The sequence below is a fragment of the Streptomyces sennicomposti genome (genome assembly GCF_019890635.1).
Lineage (GTDB): Bacteria > Actinomycetota > Actinomycetes > Streptomycetales > Streptomycetaceae > Streptomyces > Streptomyces sennicomposti.
This window is the reverse complement of the sequence record NZ_JAIOAB010000015.1, coordinates 81,207-97,897: the sequence shown is the minus strand read 5'-3', so window position 1 is coordinate 97,897 and position 16,691 is coordinate 81,207. Positions and strand designations below refer to the sequence as shown.

Genomic DNA, 16,691 nt, shown 5'->3' with positions numbered 1-16,691 from the left:
GCTCAGGGAGCCGGCTCCACCTCCCGGTACAGCGCGGGAACGGCGTGCAGGGCGAGCTGGTCGCGGATGCGCTGCACCAGCGTCCGCCACTGCCGGGTGAAGCCGGGCCGCTCCTCCAGCGCCTCCCACAGCGGGGCCAGTGCGGCGGCCACCCGGGCCCGTGGCATCCACAGGTGCAGCAGGTGGTCGACGGCGGGGCGGAGCGTGGTGAGGACGGCGGGGCGGTCCTCGGCGCCGGGTCTCGTGCGGGCGGGCGGCGCCCCGGAGCCGAGGGCGATGCCGTCGAGCATGCGGACCACGGTGGTCAGCAGCCAGTCGTGCAGGGCGAGGTCGTCGCAGAGCCCGGCGATCTCGGCGCTGTCGGTGCCCTCGGGCACCCTGAGCCGTACCGTGCGCAGCTCGTCCTCGGCGAGGGTGAAGCGTTCGAGGGTGGGGCCGTCGCCGGGGTGTGCGGGCAGCGCGGCCCACCGCAGCCGGGTGGGGCGCGAGCGCAGCGGCGGGCAGTGGTCGAGCAGCGGGTGGCGCAGCAACCGGGTGAGCAGCCCGTCGGCGATGAGCCCCACGTCGAGGTCGCCGGGCCGGCCGCCGTCGAGGACGCCCTGGGCGACCGCCTCGTGGGGCAGTTTGCCGAAGGGTTCCAGAACTCCGGGCCGTACCAGGTAGTGGCCCCAGGGCCGGCGCTGGTCGGGGCCGGTGGCGGGGAGGCGGAAGTAGGCGGAGGTCTGCAGGACGCGGCCCTCGGTGAGGGCGGCCCGGGCGGCGACGGTGCCGACCGCGCGGACCCGGGCGCCGTTGGCGCTGGGCAGCGGGCAGTCGACGCCGGTGAGGGTGTCGGGCGAGCGGGCGTAGAGGTTGGGGCGTTCGGAGAGCAGGACGCGTTCGTCGGCGCGCAGGCCGAGGAGCTGGGCGGCGGCGCGGATGTCGAGCGCCTGCCGGGTGGGCAGCAGGCAGGTGCGGATCTCGCCGCAGGCGAGTACGGCGCTCGGTGCGCTCTCCTCCACTCCCGGCCCCGCCATGTCAGGGCCCCGCGTAGAAGACGTAGGAGACCCGGTCGGCGACCGAGTCGGGCACGGGCACGCCCTCGTGGGCGGAGCGTTCGGCGATCTGGCGCAGCGCCGCCGTGTCCACCTCGGTCTGGTCGAGGACGACGCGGACGGCGTGCTCGACGGGCAGGAACCGGTTGGGCAGCACCGAGCAGGTCCGGTAGGCGGCGAACGGGTCCGCGCGGGCGTTGAGCCGGACCAGCGAGGGCAGCTCGTCCCAGTCGTCGGGGAAGTCGCCGCCGGGGTGCGGATCGGGGGTGAAGAGGGGTTCGCCCTCGGCGCGCAGCAGTCCGAGCCGGGCGAGCTGCCACACGGCGGCGAGGAAGGGGCAGGACCAGGTGCGGCGCCCGTCGGCGTCCTCGCTCCACAGTTCGACGTCGAGGAAGACGGAGTGGCGGCGGGCGGCGGTCTCCTGGGGCGGCTGCCAGGCGGCGGCCGGTTTCATCGCCTGCGGGGCGCGGGCCACGGGGCTGCGCTCGCCGTTGGCCAGCCAGCCGGTCTGGGCGGCGGGCGGGCGGTTGCCGTAGCTGCCGGGCGGCGGCGACTCGACGATGCGGGCGGCCACCGCCTGGGCGACGGGCACCGTGCCGGTGACGGCGCAGCCGGACTCGCGGGCCAGGTAGTCGATCTCGAGTCCGGCCCGGTCGGCCTCGGCGAGCAGCAGCGGGACGAGTTCGGCGGGGCTGGAGAAGCGCGTGAAGTAGTCGTCGATGAGGAAGCAGGTGCTGATCCGGGGGCGGCGGCCGCCGGCGCGGGCCTCGGCGGCGGCGCGGGCGGCCGCCACCCAGGGGCCGACCTGGGCGAAGTGTTCGCGCAGCCGGCGCGGCCCGGCCTCGAAGTCCTCCATGTAGAGGTGCCCCAGCTCCAGGGAGAGGTGGGACAGCGGCACCGACTGGGTGCGCGGTTCGGCGGTCGTCTCGCGGAACACTGCCTCCGTCATCGCCGCCCTCCGTAAGGCCGGTTCATGGCCGCCCCCAGTAGGAGTCGTCGGTCAGCCGCCGGGCGATCTCCTCCAGGGCCTCCAGCGTCTCCTTGTTGGCTATCTGGGTGGAGAGCACGTCCTCCTCGGTGATGAGCTGCTCGCGCCACTGGAGGATGGGCTCCAGGGGGACGATGCCGAGGACGACGCTGTCGCCGATGCGCTGTTCGGCGGCGAGCCGGCGCAACGTCTCGTCGCAGGCCTGCATCCAGGCGGCCTGGGCGGGCGAGCCCTGCGCCCACACCGGCGACTCGGGGTCGGGCACGGCGGCCCGGACGAAGCGGATCGCGGCGCGCAGCGCGTCCTCGTCGTGGCCGCGCTCCACGCCGCCCTTGATGATGCCGTGCGCCTTGTGGACCAGTCCGGCGGCGGCGATCACGTGCTGGCGGGTCCAGCGGTGGAAGACCAGCCAGCGGAAGGGGACGTTGCGCATCCGGGGGTGGGCGGTGGCCGCGAGGACCATGTCGACGGCGTAGCTGCGGCCGGCGCTGAGGTCGACCACGATCAGGTCGAACTCGCCGTTGAGCCGCAGCAGCAGGTCGATGCAGCGCTCCAGGGCCTCCTCGCCGGTGGCGAACTCGCCGCCGCCGGCGTCGCCGGGGAGCAGGACGAGGCGGCCGGACTGGTTGGGCCGGGCGCGCAGCAGCGGGTGCTCGGTCTGCCGCCAGACGTCGATCCGGACCGGTTCGGCGATCTCGCCCTCCAGATAGGAGTGCAGTCCGCGTTCCTCGGCGCCGCGCATCGCGCTGGGCACGTCGAAGACGGCGGCGGCGGTCGGCGAGCCGAAGTCGAAGTCGACGTAGGCGACGTGGTCGCCGGTGAGGGCGCGCTGGTAGGCCAGGTTGGCGCTGGTCACCGAGCGGCCGGTGCCTCCCTTGTCGGAGGCGGCGAAGACGAGCACGGCTCACACCTCCTGTGTCGCGGCGCCCCTGGCCTGGGCCAGGGTGTCGAGTTCCTGGAGCACGGGCAGGGCGAGCGCGAAGGCGGTGGCGGGCCGCTCGTCCAGGAGGACGCGGGCGCGGTCGAGGCGGCTTTCGATGCTGCGCATGGTCCGGGCCCGGTTGCCGTCCCCGGTGGCGGACGCCTCCAGTTGCTCCTTGCCGAACAGGTGGGTGGCCTCGCTGAGCAGGTCCCGGGCCAGCTGGGCGAGTTCGGGGCTGCGGATGGGCTGCTGTTCGTAGAGGTTGCGGGCGGCGACGAGGCATTCGGTGAGGCGCTCGGTGATGCTCCAGGACAGCCGGGGGCCGACGCCGCGCGCCTCGGGGTAGACGGCCCGGACGTCGTCCCAGAGTTCGAGGCCGTCGCCCTCCTGGATGCGCCGGTCCCACAGGTGCTCGAAGACCTGTTCGGCCAGGCGCAGCAGGCGGTCCTGGGCGTCGATGTTGCGGGAGAGCGTGGCGAGCTGGACGGTCCGCTTGAGCAGCTGGGCGGAGAAGTCGGTCATCCGCCACAGGAGCAGTCCGCCGGAGCGGTCGGAGCCGGCCAGCGGCATGGTGACGCCGGAGCTGTGCATACGGAGGATGGGGTCCTCCTTGGTCATCCGGCTGGTGACCCGGCCGCGGTCGGCCAGGCGCTCCATGATGGCGACGGTGCGGGTGAGGTCGTCGTCGGTGGCCTTCCGGCGGATCAGGTCGTGCACGAGGATGGCGGCGACGGTCAGCGAGAAGTACTCGGACTCCAGGCGCAGTCCGGTGGTCTGCCAGGGCAGGTCCTCCAGCGGCCAGCGTTCGCTGCCGAAGCGGGCGACGGCCGACCAGTACTGCTGGCTCAGCTCCCAGCGCAGGCGCAGCGCCTCGGCGAGTTTCTGCTGGTCGGCGTCGAGCAGGCCGAGGGTGAGGGTGCGCTCGGAGAACAGGTCCTGGATGCCGTCGAGGGCGACCACGGTGAAGTACACGTACGGGAGCCGGTCGGCGATGCCGTCGGGCTGGCCGGGGACCTCGGTGTCCAGGTCGGTGATCTTGGGCGCGTCCTGCACCACGCCCCAGGCCCAGCCGCACTCGAAGAGCTGGGTCTCGTCGCGGATGCTCTCGTCGACCTGGATGCCGCGGCTGAGGCTCTCGATGATGGTGGCGCGCAGGGGGCGGAACCGGCGGGAGAACTGCTGCAGGACGGCCCGCTCGGACTGTCTGTTCTGCCCGATGACCTGGATCAGCCGGCGGCCCTGTTCGGACTCGGCGTCGAAGACGTTGACCGTGAAGGAGCGCAGCAGGCTGATCATCGCGGAGGTCAGCCGGGCGTTGGTGGCCTCGCGCAGTTCCGCGATGGCCCGCAGCACCTCGGGGCGGCTGGTGGTGCCCTCGTAGACCTTGAGGAAGCCGAGGGTGGCCAGGCAGAGCGTGACGGACATCGAGTAGGAGTCGACGACGCCTAACTGACTCTGCTCATACGTGAGTTCGAGCTTGGGGTCGGACGGTTTGAAGTAGTGGCCGCCGGCGAAGGTGGGGCTGTCGTCCGGGCCGGTGTGGGTGCGCATGAACTGGGTCAGCGCGGTGATCAGGTTGGGCGGGATCTCCAGCCGGCTGCCGACCCCCTCCAGGGCGCGCAGCACGTCCCGTTCGGTGGTGTCGGGCTGGTCGAGGCGGAAGGCGGGGACCTCGGTGGCGGGGTACAGCAGGCAGAGCAGGCGCTCGGCGTCGGCGACGCTGCTCAGCCCGTCGGTGGCCTCCAGGACGAGCTTTCCGTCGTCGAACGAATGCCGGGCCATGGCCCGCCAGATGTCCAGCAGATGCTGCCGTGGCTTGATCTGCATCCCCGCACCCCTCGTACAGATCCCGATGCCTGCCTTGAACCGCTCCCCGCCCCCGCCCCGTCATGGTCCCCGTTCCCAGGGGGCGGCAATCTCCCTCCTAGGGGACGGCGACCTCCGAATTCCGCCGCCCCAGGGCGAGCAGCATGCCCTCGTGGCCGGGCCGCACGACGTGGTCGAGATCGTGGATCTCCAGCTCGGCGCTGAAGGGGGCCAGGCTCTCGGTGGCCACCGCCTTGTTCACCCGGTAGGCGGGGTAGCGGTGCTCGCCGACGTCGTAGCCGACGGACTCCTTCATGAAGGCGACGGCGAAGGGCGCGTCCTGCTCCAGCGCGTTCATGAAGCAGGACACGCCGCGCGCGAACTCCTCGGGGCACTCGGACATGGAGTCGGCGACGAAGAACATCGTCCCGATGTCCCAGCGGCGCTGTCCGTCGAGGTCGAACAGGTTGAGCCGCTCGACCCGGACGATCTCGCTCACCCGGCCCCTGGGCTCGACGTCCCGGTAGGCGGGGCCTTCCCTGAGCACGTCCCAGAACGCGTCCCAGGCGAGGTCGAAGCCGGCCGGGGAGGTCTGCTTCTCCAGGTACTCGACGTTCGGCTCGGCGTATTCGAGCAGCAGGACCTTGGCGCACCAGGGGAGCATGGAGAGCGCCGGGTAGAGGTTCGCGCCGGCCCCGACGTCGACGCCGCGCAGCGACCGCGGGGCGACGTCGGCGAGACACCGGCCGAAGTGGTCGCGCAGCAGCCGCACGATCTGGAGGTCCGCCTCCAGCGGCGTGCGGTAGTTGTTGTCGACGTACACCTCTGGATCGAACTTCGACCAAGGGGCGTCAGCGTTGCGATCCATCATCACCCTGCCGCGTTCCGTTCGTCTTCCGAGCAAGTCCGTGTGCCGTTCGCGAGCCATGGACATCGGCGAATGAAGCGGCATCCCCGTTCCCCGCACGGTAGGCCCACGAGGGGAGCGCAGAAAGCCGGGAACGCGCCACTCCCCATGTGCAGGGGGCACCCGGGCGCATGTCAGCACATCTGGGCGCACACGCTAACTCGCCCTTGCATATGAGGAGTTGGGCGGCCCACTCTAGCGAGAACGAGCCACCGGCCGCTACCGAACCTCGACTCCTCCCTTCGGGTTACGCCGGTGTCCGTCGCGTTGACGCCTGTACGTCCGACTGGGGGTGGCGAATGACAGCCGAGCCGATGGAACGATCCCTGGAACGCCCTTCGGACCGCCGCGAGCGGCTCGCGGCACAGGCGCCGTTCCCCGAACCCCGGCCGCCGGTCCTGCGCACGGCCCGGGAGTCCGATCTGCCCGAGCTGCAGCGTCTTGACGAGGAGGTCTTCCAGGAGGTCGCCTATCCGGGCTTCCTGCTGCGCCAGCTCTTCGACATGTACGGCGAGCACTTCCTGGTCCTGGACGACGGCGCCGGCCGGCTGCGCGGCTATGTGCTGGCCGGCACCACGGCGCTGGACCGCGACAGCTGGATCCTCGGCCTGTGCGTGACCCACGACCGCCGCCGCAACGGATTCGGCCGGGAGCTGATGGTCGAGGTGCTGGCCCGGCTGCGGCGCGGCGGGATCGAGCGGGTCCGGCTCACCGTGGAGCCCGCCAACCGGGCCGCGATCCTGCTCTACCGCTCGCTGGGCTTTCGCCCCGAGGAGCCGGACGGTGGCCTGCGCCGGGACTACTTCGGGCCCGGCATGGACCGCCAGGTGCTGCGTCTGGAGCTGACGCCGGCCCGCTGAGGCCGCCCGCCCCACGCCGTCGAAATCGCACCCCGAGGAACCGGCCGGGGCTCAGGACGGCGTGCGGGCCGCCGCCAGCAGGCGGCTCACGTCGTCCGCGCAGATGGTCAGCGCCGCCCCGACGGTGGCGAGGGCGTCGCGTTCGGCCGGGGTGTACGGGCCGTCCGCGAGGGCGATCCGGGCGGCCTGGAGCAGGATCGACTCACGGCCGGCGGCGGCCAGGTGCGGGGCCAGCGGGTCCAGCGCCTCGTGCAGCTCTATGGCCAGGCCCGTGGCGCAGGCCTGCTCCTCGTAGACCCGGCCGGTGTCCGCGTCCAGCGCCTCCACCAGGGCCGCCAGCTGCTCCTCGGAGCAGTCGGCGACCCCGGCGGCGCGGGCGGCGGCCGCCGCGGTCTCCAGCGCCGTACGGGAGCCGGCGCCGCCCGCGCAGAGCACGGCGAGGGCGACGGTGTGCACGGCGTCGCGGAGCATCGCGGAGAAGCGGCTGGTGGTCGGATGGTCCAGGGCGTCGGTGCCGAAGTGGCCGCGGCAGGCGGCGCACTCCACGACCGGTCCGGCCGCGCCGCGCGGCAGCACGGGCATCCCGAGGACGGTGAAGCGCCGCTTGCCGCTCAGTCGCTGGTAGTTGCGGTCGCCGCCGCAGCCGGGGCAGAAGAACTCGCCGTCGCCGACCGGCGTCCACGAGGTGCGGGTGCCCAGGATGCGGGCAAGCCCGGCGGCACGGCCGTTTCGTCCCCGTACTGGCAGCACGTCGCACCTCCGTAACCTCGCGGCAACATCGCCGCGCTGGCGTGATGTTAGCCACATCGGTGAGGCTGAGTCAGTACCCCGGACGAGACCTTTCCGTGACCTGGCCGGTTACCGATGCCGTGAAGAACGGGCTCCGGCCGCCCGTGGAGGCGGCCGGAGCCCGGAAAGCACCGGTCAGTGCGGTCAGCGCGCGGCGCGGTTGACGGCCGAGACGACCGCCTTCAGCGACGCACGTGTCGTGTTCGCATCGATGCCGATGCCCCACAGGACCTTGTCCTCGATCGCGCATTCGATGTACGAGGCGGCCAGCGCGGAGGCGCCCTCGCTCATCGTGTGCTCCTGGTAGTCCAGCAGGCGTACGTCCACGCCGATGGAGTGCAGGGCGTCGAAGAACGCGGAGATCGGGCCGTTGCCGGAGCCGGTCAGGACGGTGTCCTCGCCGTCCACCTGGGCCTCGACGGTCAGGCTGTCCACGCCGTCGGTGTCGGTGGTGGACTGGCCGTTCTTGACCTGGATGCGGCCCCAGGGGTTGTCCGGGTTGGGCAGGTACTCGTCCTGGAAGACCGACCAGATCTCCTTGGGCGTGACCTCGCCGCCCTCGGCGTCCGTCTTGGCCTGGATGATCTTCGAGAACTCGATCTGCATCCGGCGCGGCAGGTCCAGCTTGTGGTCGTTCTTCAGGACGTAGGCGATGCCGCCCTTGCCGGACTGGGAGTTGACGCGGATGACGGCCTCGTAGGAGCGGCCGACGTCCTTGGGGTCGATGGGCAGGTACGGCACGGCCCACTCGATGTCGTCGACCGTGACGCCCTTGGCCGCGGCGTCGGCCTCCATGGCGTCGAAGCCCTTCTTGATGGCGTCCTGGTGGGAGCCGGAGAAGGACGTGTAGACCAGGTCGCCCACGTACGGGTGGCGCGGGTGGACCTCCATCTGGTTGCAGTACTCCCACGTACGGCGGATCTCGTCGATGTCGGAGAAGTCGATCTGCGGGTCGACGCCCTGCGAGAACAGGTTCATGCCCAGGGTGACCAGGTCGACGTTGCCGGTGCGCTCGCCCTGCCCGAACAGGCAGCCCTCGACGCGGTCGGCGCCGGCCATGACGGCCAGCTCGGCGGCGGCGACGGCCGTGCCGCGGTCGTTGTGCGGGTGCGCGGACAGGCAGACGTACTCGCGGCGGGACAGGTTGCGGTGCATCCACTCGAAGCGGTCCGCGTGCGTGGAGGGGGCGGACCGCTCCACCGTGGCGGGCAGGTTGAGGATGATCTCGCGGCCCGGGCCCGGCTGGTAGACGTCCATGACCGCCTCGCAGACCTCCAGCGCGAAGTCCAGCTCGGTGTCGGTGAAGATCTCCGGGCTGTACTGGTAGCCGAATTCCGTCTCCGGGCCCAGCAGCTTCTCGGCGTACTCCATCACCAGGCGGGTGCCGTCGACGGCGATCTGCTTGATGTCGTCCTTGGAGCCGCGGAAGACGACCCGGCGGAAGACCGGCGCGGTGGCGTTGTACAGGTGGACGGTGGCCCGCCGGGCGCCCTTCAGGGACTCCACGGTCCGCTCGATCAGGTCCTCGCGGGCCTGGGTCAGTACGGAGATCGTGACGTCGTCCGGAATCGCGCCCTCCTCCTCGATGATGGAGCGCACGAAGTCGAAGTCGGTCTGGCCGGAGGCCGGGAAGCCGACCTCGATCTCCTTGTAGCCCATCTTGACCAGCAGGTCGAACATCGCGCGCTTGCGGGCGGGCGACATCGGGTCGATCAGGGCCTGGTTGCCGTCGCGCAGATCGGTGGACAGCCAGCGGGGGGCGGCGGTGATCCGCTTCTCGGGCCAGGTGCGGTCGGGGATGTCGACCTGGTCGTAGCGGCCGTACTTGTGGACCGGCATGGGGCTGGGCTGCTGGCGGTTGACCATGGTGGCGTGGGCTCCTCGGGAAGTCCGCAGGGTGCGGGGCCGGAAAGGCGGCCGACGGCGCAACGCCAGACTCCGCGGGGAGGGGGTCGGCCTCGACTACAGGCCCTCGCCGCGGCAGCTAAGGAGAAGCAGCCCGAAAAGCATGATGCTGTGCACCTTAGCCGAGCCGCGCCGGACGCGCGGGCCTCGTCCAGTATGCGAAACCGGGGGGACGAACCGGACAAAACGTGTGCGAGGTCACGCCGGCCGGCCGCCGGGATCACCCCGGGGTCACTCCACGCAACCGCCCTTTACCCTGCGCGGCCGTCCCGCAACCGCCTTGACCCGGTATTTCACCAATCAAGGTTGCAGGTAGTGACATTGGCGTAACGCAGTGCAATGGTCGAAGCATGACGACGACTCACGGGGGCTTCGAGCCCGTCTTCTGCACCATCGTCCCGCCGCACGTCCTCGACCGCCTCGCCCGCAACGAGGACCCCGCGCTGCACGGCCCGGCGCGCCGCACCCTCCAGCGCGACGCCATGGAGCGCACCCGGCGCCATCTGACCACCGTCACCGGCGCCGCCGCCGTGACCCCGCCCGCCGGCAAGCAGGCCGGCCAGCCGCACCGCACGGTCTACGACGCCGGACACGGCACCGACCTGCCCGGCCGCAAGGTCCGCTCGGAGGGGCAGCAGCCGGGCAAGGACGCCAGCGTCAACCGCGCCTACTCCGGCCTCGGCGCCACCTTCGAGCTGTATCTGAAGGCCTACAAGCGCGACTCCATCGACGGCCGCGGACTGCCGCTGGACGCGTCCGTGCACTACGACGAGAAGTACAACAACGCCTTCTGGAACGGCGAGCAGATGGTGTTCGGCGACGGCGACGGCGAGATCTTCCTCGACTTCACCATCCCGGTGGACGTGATCGGCCACGAGCTGACGCACGGCGTCACCCAGCACACCGCCAACCTGGAGTACCAGGGCCAGTCCGGCGCGCTCAACGAATCGGTCTCCGATGTCTTCGGCTCGCTGATCAAGCAGTACACCCTCGGCCAGACCGCCGCCCAGGCCGACTGGCTGATCGGCGCGGGCCTGCTCGCCCCGCGCGTCACCGGCAAGGCGCTGCGCTCCATGAAGGCGCCCGGCACCGCCTACGACGACGACGTCCTCGGCAAGGACCCGCAGCCGGCCACCATGGACCACTACGTCCACACCGGCAGCGACAACGGCGGCGTGCACATCAACTCCGGCATCCCCAACCACGCCTTCTACCTCGCCGCCACCGCGCTCGGCGGCCACGCCTGGGAGAAGGCGGGCCAGATCTGGTACGACGTGCTGACCGGCGGCAAGCTCAAGTCGGACGCCCAGTTCGCGGACTTCGCCACCCTCACCGTCAAGGCGGCCCGGGAGAGGTACGGCGCGGGGGACGAACTCGAGGGCGTGAAGAAGGCATGGGAACAGGTAGGGGTGCGGACGGCGTGAATCCGTACTAGACACGGGGCCATGCGTATTCAGGTACGGCGTACGGGCGGGTTCGCGGGCATCGAGCGGCGCGCCGAGGTGGACGTCACCGGGCGGCCCGACGCCCAGGAGTGGCGGTCCCTGGCCGAGAAGGTGCTGGCCGCGGGCCACAGCACACCGCCCGCGGTGGTCCCGGACGGCTTCAGCTACGAGATCACCGTGGACGGCCGCACGATCCGCGCCGCCGATCCCCGCCTCACCGAGGACCAGCGCGAGCTGATCTCCCGCGTGCTCAAGGAAGGAGCGTGACCAAGGGGCCACAGAACTGAGGGGAGAGGGTAACTCCCGCCGCGTGCAAGGGCGTTGACTTCCCCCGCCGACGGTACGGATGATCCGCGCATGGCCACTGACGCAGGCGTCCCGCCCAGCCCGCTCCCCCGGTTCCCGGACGGCTTCCTGTGGGGCGTGTCCACCTCGGCCCACCAGATCGAGGGCGCGGCCGACGAGCGCGAACCGTCCGTGTGGGACGCCTTCGCCGCCGGGCCGGGCCGGATCAGGGACGGCTCCACGGCGGCGGTCGCCTGCGACCACGTGCACCGGCACCGGGAGGACGTGGCCCTGCTGGCCGGACTCGGCGTGGACGCCTACCGCTTCTCCGTCTCCTGGCCCCGCGTCCTGGCCCCCGGCGGGCTCGACTTCTACGACCGGCTCGTGGACGACCTGTGCGCGGCCGGGGTGCGCCCCGTCCCCACCCTCTTCCACTGGGACCTGCCGGCCCGGCTGGACTGGCGGGAGCGGGACACGGCGGCGCGGTTCGCCGCGTACGTGACGACGGTCGCCGAACGGCTGGGCGACCGCGTCCACAAGTGGATCACCCTCAACGAGCCGGCCGAGCACACCCTGCTCGGCCACGCGCTCGGCGTGCACGCCCCCGGCGAGCGGCTGCTGTTCGACGCGCTCCCGGTCGCCCACCACCAGCTCCTCGCGCACGGCCTCGCGGTGCGGGCGCTGCGCGCGGCCGGGGCCCGCGACATCGGCATCGCCAACTCGCACGGCCCGACCTGGGCGGCGTCGCGGGCGGAGACGGACATGGCGGCGGCCGACTCCTACGACATCCTGCTCAACCGCCTCTTCGCCGATCCGCTGCTCCTCAGGCGCTACCCGTCCGGGCTCGGCGAGCTGATGCCGGGCGACGTGGCGGCGGACCTGGAGATCATCGCGGAGCCGTTGGACTGGTACGGGATCAACTACTACGCCCCCGCCCGCGTGGGCGCCCCGCAGGACGCGGAGACCGAGATCGGCGGGGTCCGCGTCCCCGCCGGGCTGCCCTTCACGCTGCGCGAGATCGAGGGGTACCCGGTCACCGACTTCGGCTGGCCGGTCGTCCCGGAGGGGCTCACCGAGCTGCTGACCGGCTTCCGCGACCGCTACGGCGACCGCCTCCCGCCCGTCGTCGTCACCGAGAACGGCTGCGCCTACGAGGGCCTGGACGACCAGGACCGGATCGCCTACCTGGACGGCCACCTGCGCGCCCTGCACCGCGCCCTGACGGCGGGCGTGGACGTGCGCGGCTACTTCGTGTGGTCCCTGCTGGACAACTGGGAGTGGGCGGAGGGCTACACCCGCCGCTTCGGCCTGGTCCACGTCGACTACGCGACCCAGAGGCGCACGCCGAAGGCCTCGTACGAGTGGTTCAAGGAGGCGTTGCGCGCCCAGCGGTGACCGGCGCGCGGGGCGTGGGCAGAGCGCGAGCGCGGGGTCCGGCGACGGCGCGTGTGGCAATTGCCCGTGTCCTTTGCCCGGCCGGGGCGTTGATCGGATGAGCGGGCCGGGTCGGCGGCGGACGGGCGTTCGCCCGGTGGAATGAAGCCGGAGACACGGAACGCCATATCGCAGTATGGTGCCCCTATGGCCACCAAGAAGATCACCATCACCGTCCCGGAGGAACTCGTGGAGGCAGCGCGCGGCCTCACCGACAACATCTCCGGGTTCGCCACGGAGGCGCTGGCGTCGAGGATCCGGCGTGAACTGCTCGCCGAGGATCTGCGGCGCCACCAGGAAGAGCACGGTGCGTTCACCGAAGAGGAGCTGGCGGAGGCGTTCGCCCGCCTCACCGGTGACGACGAAGCGGAACAGGAAGCTGCGTGACACACATCGCCACCCTTGTCCTCGACTCCGAGGGCCTCTCGGCCTGGATGGCCCAGGACCGGAAGACGGCGGCCTTGTTCAAGGCGCTGGAGATCAGCGGCGGGGACCTCGTCGTCTCCGCCAACACCATCATCGAGGTCTCCCACGGGGGAACCAGCATGGCCCGGCTGAACTGGGCCCTGTCGCGGACGAAGATCGAACCCGTCACCGAGCAGTCCGCCAAGGCGGCGGCGAAGCTCCTCAAGCAGGCCGGTCTGCACGGCCACAAGTACGCCATCGACGCCACCGTCGCCGAGACGGCCCTGCGCCAGCCGCCCCCGGTGGCGGTGCTCACCTCCGACGCCGACGACCTGCGCAAGCTCTGCGGTCCCCGGGTCAAGGTGATCCGCCTCTGAGGCGGCCCTCCCGGTCAGCCGAAAACACTTACGGCGTTGTCACCCGCCCGTCGTACCCTGGGAAGCGCGAGGCCGCCCTCAGCTGTGCGGCCGTGACGAGGAGGAATCGCAGGCGTCGAGCGCCGGCCCATGACTCAGACATCCGCAGCCAACACCCCCGCGCAGGGGCAGGCGAGAGCAGAGTTCACCGTCCCCGCCCAGCACCCCATGGTGACCGTCCTGGGGTCCGGCGACTCCCTTCTGCGCGTCATCGAGAAGGCCTTCCCGGCAGCCGACATCCATGTCCGGGGCAATGAGATCAGCGCGGTCGGCGACACGGCGGACGTCGCCCTGATCCAGCGCGTGTTCGACGAGATGATGCTGGTGCTCCGCACCGGGCAGCCGATGACGGAGGACGCAGTGGAACGCTCGATCGCCATGCTCAAGGCGAGCGAGAACGGGGAGAGCGACGGCCAGGAGACCCCGGCCGAGGTGCTGACGCAGAACATCCTGTCCTCGCGCGGCCGCACCATCCGCCCCAAGACGCTCAACCAGAAGCGCTACGTCGACGCGATCGACAAGCACACGATCGTCTTCGGCATCGGCCCCGCCGGTACCGGCAAGACCTACCTGGCGATGGCCAAGGCGGTGCAGGCCCTGCAGTCCAAGCAGGTCAACCGCATCATCCTGACCCGCCCGGCGGTCGAGGCCGGCGAGCGCCTCGGCTTCCTGCCGGGCACGCTCTACGAGAAGATCGACCCCTATCTGCGCCCGCTGTACGACGCGCTGCACGACATGATCGACCCCGACTCCATCCCGCGCCTGATGGCCGCCGGGACCATCGAGGTCGCCCCGCTGGCATATATGCGGGGAAGGACGCTCAATGACGCCTTCATCATCCTGGACGAGGCTCAGAACACCAGCCCCGAGCAGATGAAGATGTTCCTCACCCGGCTCGGCTTCGACTCGAAGATCGTGATCACCGGTGACGTCACGCAGGTGGACCTGCCCGGCGGCACCAAGAGCGGTCTGCGCCAGGTGCAGGACATCCTGGACGGCGTCGAGGACGTGCACTTCTCCCGCCTGTCGTCGCAGGACGTCGTACGCCACAAGCTCGTGGGCCGTATCGTCGACGCGTACGAGAAGTACGACAACACGCACGGCACCGAGAACGGCGGCGCGGCGAAGACCCGCCCCAAGGCCGCCGGGCACGGGCACAAGGGGAAGTAGACCAGCACGACCATGTCGATCGACGTCAACAACGAGTCCGGAACCGAGGTCGACGAGCAGGCGATCCTCGACATCGCCCGCTACGCGCTCGCGCGGATGCGCATCCACCCGCTCTCCGAGCTCTCGGTGATCGTCGTGGACGCCGATGCCATGGAGCAGCTGCACATCCAGTGGATGGACCTGCCGGGGCCCACGGACGTCATGTCGTTCCCGATGGACGAGCTGCGGCCGCCGGGCAAGGACGAGGAGGAGCCCCCGCAGGGCCTCCTCGGCGACATCGTGCTGTGCCCGGAGGTCGCCGCCAAGCAGGGCGCCGAGGCCCCGACGCAGCACTCCATGGACGAGGAGCTGCAGCTGCTCACCGTGCACGGCGTGCTGCATCTGCTCGGCTACGACCACGAGGAGCCGGACGAGAAGGCCGAGATGTTCGGCCTCCAGGCCGCGATCGTGGACGACTGGCGGGCCGAGAAGGGCCTGACCGGCCCGTCTCCGGCGCCCACCGTCTCGTAAGCCGCCGATGAGTCCTCAGATCGTCGTCGGGGCGGTGGCCCTGGTCGTCGTGGCGTGGCTCGCCGCCTGCGCGGAGGCGGGCCTCGCCCGGATGTCGAGCTTCCGGGCCGAGGAGGCCGCGAAGGCCGGCCGCCGGGGCGCCGCCAAACTCGCCCAGGTCGCCGCCGACCCGACCCGCTATCTGAACGTGGCGCTGCTGGTGCGCGTCGCCTGCGAGATGGCGGCCGCGTCGCTGGTGACGTACGCGTGTCTGGAGGCGTTCGACGGCACCGCCGAGGCGCTGGTGGTCGCGATCGCGGTCATGGTCCTCGTCTCCTACGTCGCCGTCGGGGTCTCCCCGCGCACCATCGGCCGCCAGCACCCGCTGAACACGGCGACGGTGGCGGCGTACGTGCTGGTGCCGCTGGCCCGGATCATGGGCCCGATCCCGTCGCTGCTGATCCTCATCGGCAACGCGCTCACCCCGGGCAAGGGCTTCCGGCGCGGCCCGTTCGCCTCGGAGGCGGAGCTGCGGGCGCTGGTGGACCTGGCCGAGCAGGAGTCGCTGATCGAGGACGAGGAGCGCCGGATGGTGCACTCGGTCTTCGAGCTGGGCGACACCCTGGTGCGGGAGGTCATGGTGCCGCGCACCGACCTCGTCGTCATCGAGCGGTACAAGACCATCCGGCAGGCCCTCACGCTCGCCCTGCGCTCGGGTTTCTCGCGCATCCCGGTCACCGGCGAGAGCGAGGACGACATCGTCGGCATCGTCTACCTCAAGGACCTGGCCCGCCGCACCCACATCAGCCGGGACGCGGAGAACGACCTGGTCTCCACGGCGATGCGCCCGGCCGTGTTCGTGCCCGACACCAAGAACGCCGGCGATCTGCTGCGCGAGATGCAGAAGGAGCGCAACCACGTCGCCGTCGTCATCGACGAGTACGGCGGCACGGCCGGCATCGTCACCATCGAGGACATCCTCGAGGAGATCGTCGGCGAGATCACCGACGAGTACGACCGCGAGCTGCCCCCGGTGGAGGACCTCGGCGAGGGCCGCTACCGCGTCACCGCCCGCCTCGACATCACCGACCTGGGCGAGCTGTACGGCCTGGAGGAGTACGACGACGAGGACGTGGAGACGGTCGGCGGGCTGCTCGCGAAGGCGCTCGGCCGGGTGCCCATCGCCGGGGCGTCCGCCGTGGTGGAGCTGCCCGACGAGCGGGCGCTGCGGCTGACCGCCGAGGCGGCGGCCGGCCGCCGGAACAAGATCGTGACCGTGCTGGTGGAGCCGGTGCCGGCCGACGCGGCCGGCGCCGACGACGAGGAGAAGAAGCCGGAGTGACCCCGCAGGAGCTGCGCGCCCTCTGTCTGTCCTTCAACGCCGCCGTCGAGGACTTCCCCTTCACCCCGGAGACCTCCGTCTTCAAGGTGCGGGGCAAGCTCTTCGCGCTCACGGCCCTGGACGCGCGGCCCCTGACCGTCAACCTCAAGTGCGATCCGGAGGACGCGGTGCGGCTGCGCGGCGAGCATCCGGGGCTGATCGTGCCGGGCTGGCACATGAACAAGCGGCACTGGAACACGGTCACGGCCGACGGCGGACTCCCGGACCGGCTGGTCCGGGAGCTGGTGGAGGACTCGTACGACCTGGTGGTGGCCGGGCTGCCGCGCGCCGAGCGCCTCCGTCTGGACCGGCCGTAGGCCCGAGGCGGCGGCCGGCCGCGTCCCCGGCTCCTTCTCCGCCTCCGGCCCCGGCCCCGGCCCTGGCTCCGTGTGCAGATCTCCCGGGCCCGGGAGGCCCCCCGCGCTCCCCGGACCCGGGAGAGGCCCGCATCCCGT

General features: G+C 71.5%; 17 protein-coding genes. 10 read left to right on the top strand and 7 right to left on the bottom strand.

All coding sequences use genetic code 11. The features are described from left to right. Positions 1 to 2 precede the first annotated feature (2 nt). The 5 genes from K7787_RS11810 to K7787_RS11790 form a co-directional block, all read right to left on the bottom strand. On the bottom strand, positions 3 to 1,016 hold the full coding sequence (locus K7787_RS11810) for an SCO2521 family protein (protein WP_223001367.1): 1,014 nt from the start codon (positions 1,014 to 1,016) through the stop codon (positions 3 to 5). Between the two features lies 1 nt (position 1,017). Continuing rightward, positions 1,018 to 1,983 (bottom strand): SCO2522 family protein, encoded by a 966-nt coding sequence (locus K7787_RS11805; RefSeq protein ID WP_223001366.1) that lies wholly within the window; start codon positions 1,981 to 1,983, stop codon positions 1,018 to 1,020. A 22-nt stretch (positions 1,984 to 2,005) separates the two neighbouring features. Further along, complete coding sequence (locus K7787_RS11800; protein WP_019982285.1) at positions 2,006 to 2,923, bottom strand: SCO2523 family variant P-loop protein; 918 nt, start codon at positions 2,921 to 2,923, stop codon at positions 2,006 to 2,008. Positions 2,924 to 2,926: 3 nt separating this feature from the next. Beyond that, positions 2,927 to 4,771, bottom strand: a complete 1,845-nt coding sequence (locus tag K7787_RS11795; RefSeq protein ID WP_223001365.1) for an SCO2524 family protein — start codon at positions 4,769 to 4,771, stop codon at positions 2,927 to 2,929. A 97-nt stretch (positions 4,772 to 4,868) separates the two neighbouring features. Continuing rightward, on the bottom strand, positions 4,869 to 5,621 hold the full coding sequence (locus K7787_RS11790) for an SCO2525 family SAM-dependent methyltransferase (RefSeq protein ID WP_043260807.1): 753 nt from the start codon (positions 5,619 to 5,621) through the stop codon (positions 4,869 to 4,871). 335 nt (positions 5,622 to 5,956) lie between these two features. On the opposite strand from K7787_RS11790, the gene K7787_RS11785 reads away from it, so the two are divergent. Next, positions 5,957 to 6,517, top strand: a complete 561-nt coding sequence (locus K7787_RS11785; protein WP_027758133.1) for a GNAT family N-acetyltransferase — start codon at positions 5,957 to 5,959, stop codon at positions 6,515 to 6,517. A gap of 51 nt (positions 6,518 to 6,568) precedes the next feature. On the opposite strand, the gene K7787_RS11780 is transcribed toward K7787_RS11785, so the two are convergent. Beyond that, a complete protein-coding gene (locus K7787_RS11780; protein WP_223001364.1) occupies positions 6,569 to 7,267 on the bottom strand; it encodes a tellurite resistance TerB family protein in 699 nt (232 codons plus the stop codon). 183 nt (positions 7,268 to 7,450) lie between these two features. Beyond that, on the bottom strand, positions 7,451 to 9,172 hold the full coding sequence (gene leuA / locus K7787_RS11775) for a 2-isopropylmalate synthase (RefSeq protein WP_009188517.1): 1,722 nt from the start codon (positions 9,170 to 9,172) through the stop codon (positions 7,451 to 7,453). 389 nt (positions 9,173 to 9,561) lie between these two features. Here leuA and K7787_RS11770 point away from each other — a divergent pair, with 389 nt between their 5' ends. The 9 genes from K7787_RS11770 to K7787_RS11730 all read left to right on the top strand — a co-directional run bounded on the left by K7787_RS11770 (position 9,562) and on the right by K7787_RS11730 (position 16,553). Next, the gene (locus K7787_RS11770; RefSeq protein WP_009188518.1) at positions 9,562 to 10,635 is read left to right on the top strand and encodes a M4 family metallopeptidase; all 1,074 of its coding nucleotides are present in this window, start codon (positions 9,562 to 9,564) and stop codon (positions 10,633 to 10,635) included. A gap of 21 nt (positions 10,636 to 10,656) precedes the next feature. Then, positions 10,657 to 10,923: a protealysin inhibitor emfourin gene (locus K7787_RS11765; RefSeq protein WP_009188519.1), complete on the top strand. Its 267-nt coding sequence runs from the start codon at positions 10,657 to 10,659 to the stop codon at positions 10,921 to 10,923. A 90-nt stretch (positions 10,924 to 11,013) separates the two neighbouring features. Continuing rightward, positions 11,014 to 12,336: a GH1 family beta-glucosidase gene (locus K7787_RS11760; protein WP_223001363.1), complete on the top strand. Its 1,323-nt coding sequence runs from the start codon at positions 11,014 to 11,016 to the stop codon at positions 12,334 to 12,336. 186 nt (positions 12,337 to 12,522) lie between these two features. Further along, complete coding sequence (locus K7787_RS11755; protein WP_223001362.1) at positions 12,523 to 12,762, top strand: type II toxin-antitoxin system CcdA family antitoxin; 240 nt, start codon at positions 12,523 to 12,525, stop codon at positions 12,760 to 12,762. Next, positions 12,759 to 13,157 (top strand): PIN domain-containing protein, encoded by a 399-nt coding sequence (locus tag K7787_RS11750; RefSeq protein ID WP_223001361.1) that lies wholly within the window; start codon positions 12,759 to 12,761, stop codon positions 13,155 to 13,157. Before K7787_RS11755 ends, K7787_RS11750 begins: the two co-directional genes overlap by 4 nt. Before the next feature lie 129 nt (positions 13,158 to 13,286). Beyond that, a complete protein-coding gene (locus K7787_RS11745) occupies positions 13,287 to 14,366 on the top strand; it encodes a PhoH family protein (RefSeq protein ID WP_009188523.1) in 1,080 nt (359 codons plus the stop codon). A gap of 12 nt (positions 14,367 to 14,378) precedes the next feature. Continuing rightward, the gene (gene ybeY, locus K7787_RS11740) at positions 14,379 to 14,876 is read left to right on the top strand and encodes an rRNA maturation RNase YbeY (protein WP_009188524.1); all 498 of its coding nucleotides are present in this window, start codon (positions 14,379 to 14,381) and stop codon (positions 14,874 to 14,876) included. Positions 14,877 to 14,883: 7 nt separating this feature from the next. Then, a complete protein-coding gene (locus tag K7787_RS11735; protein WP_009188525.1) occupies positions 14,884 to 16,197 on the top strand; it encodes a hemolysin family protein in 1,314 nt (437 codons plus the stop codon). Next, a complete protein-coding gene (locus K7787_RS11730) occupies positions 16,194 to 16,553 on the top strand; it encodes an MmcQ/YjbR family DNA-binding protein (RefSeq protein ID WP_009188526.1) in 360 nt (119 codons plus the stop codon). The genes K7787_RS11735 and K7787_RS11730 overlap by 4 nt, the downstream gene beginning before the upstream one ends. The last annotated feature ends 138 nt before the right edge of the window (positions 16,554 to 16,691 follow it).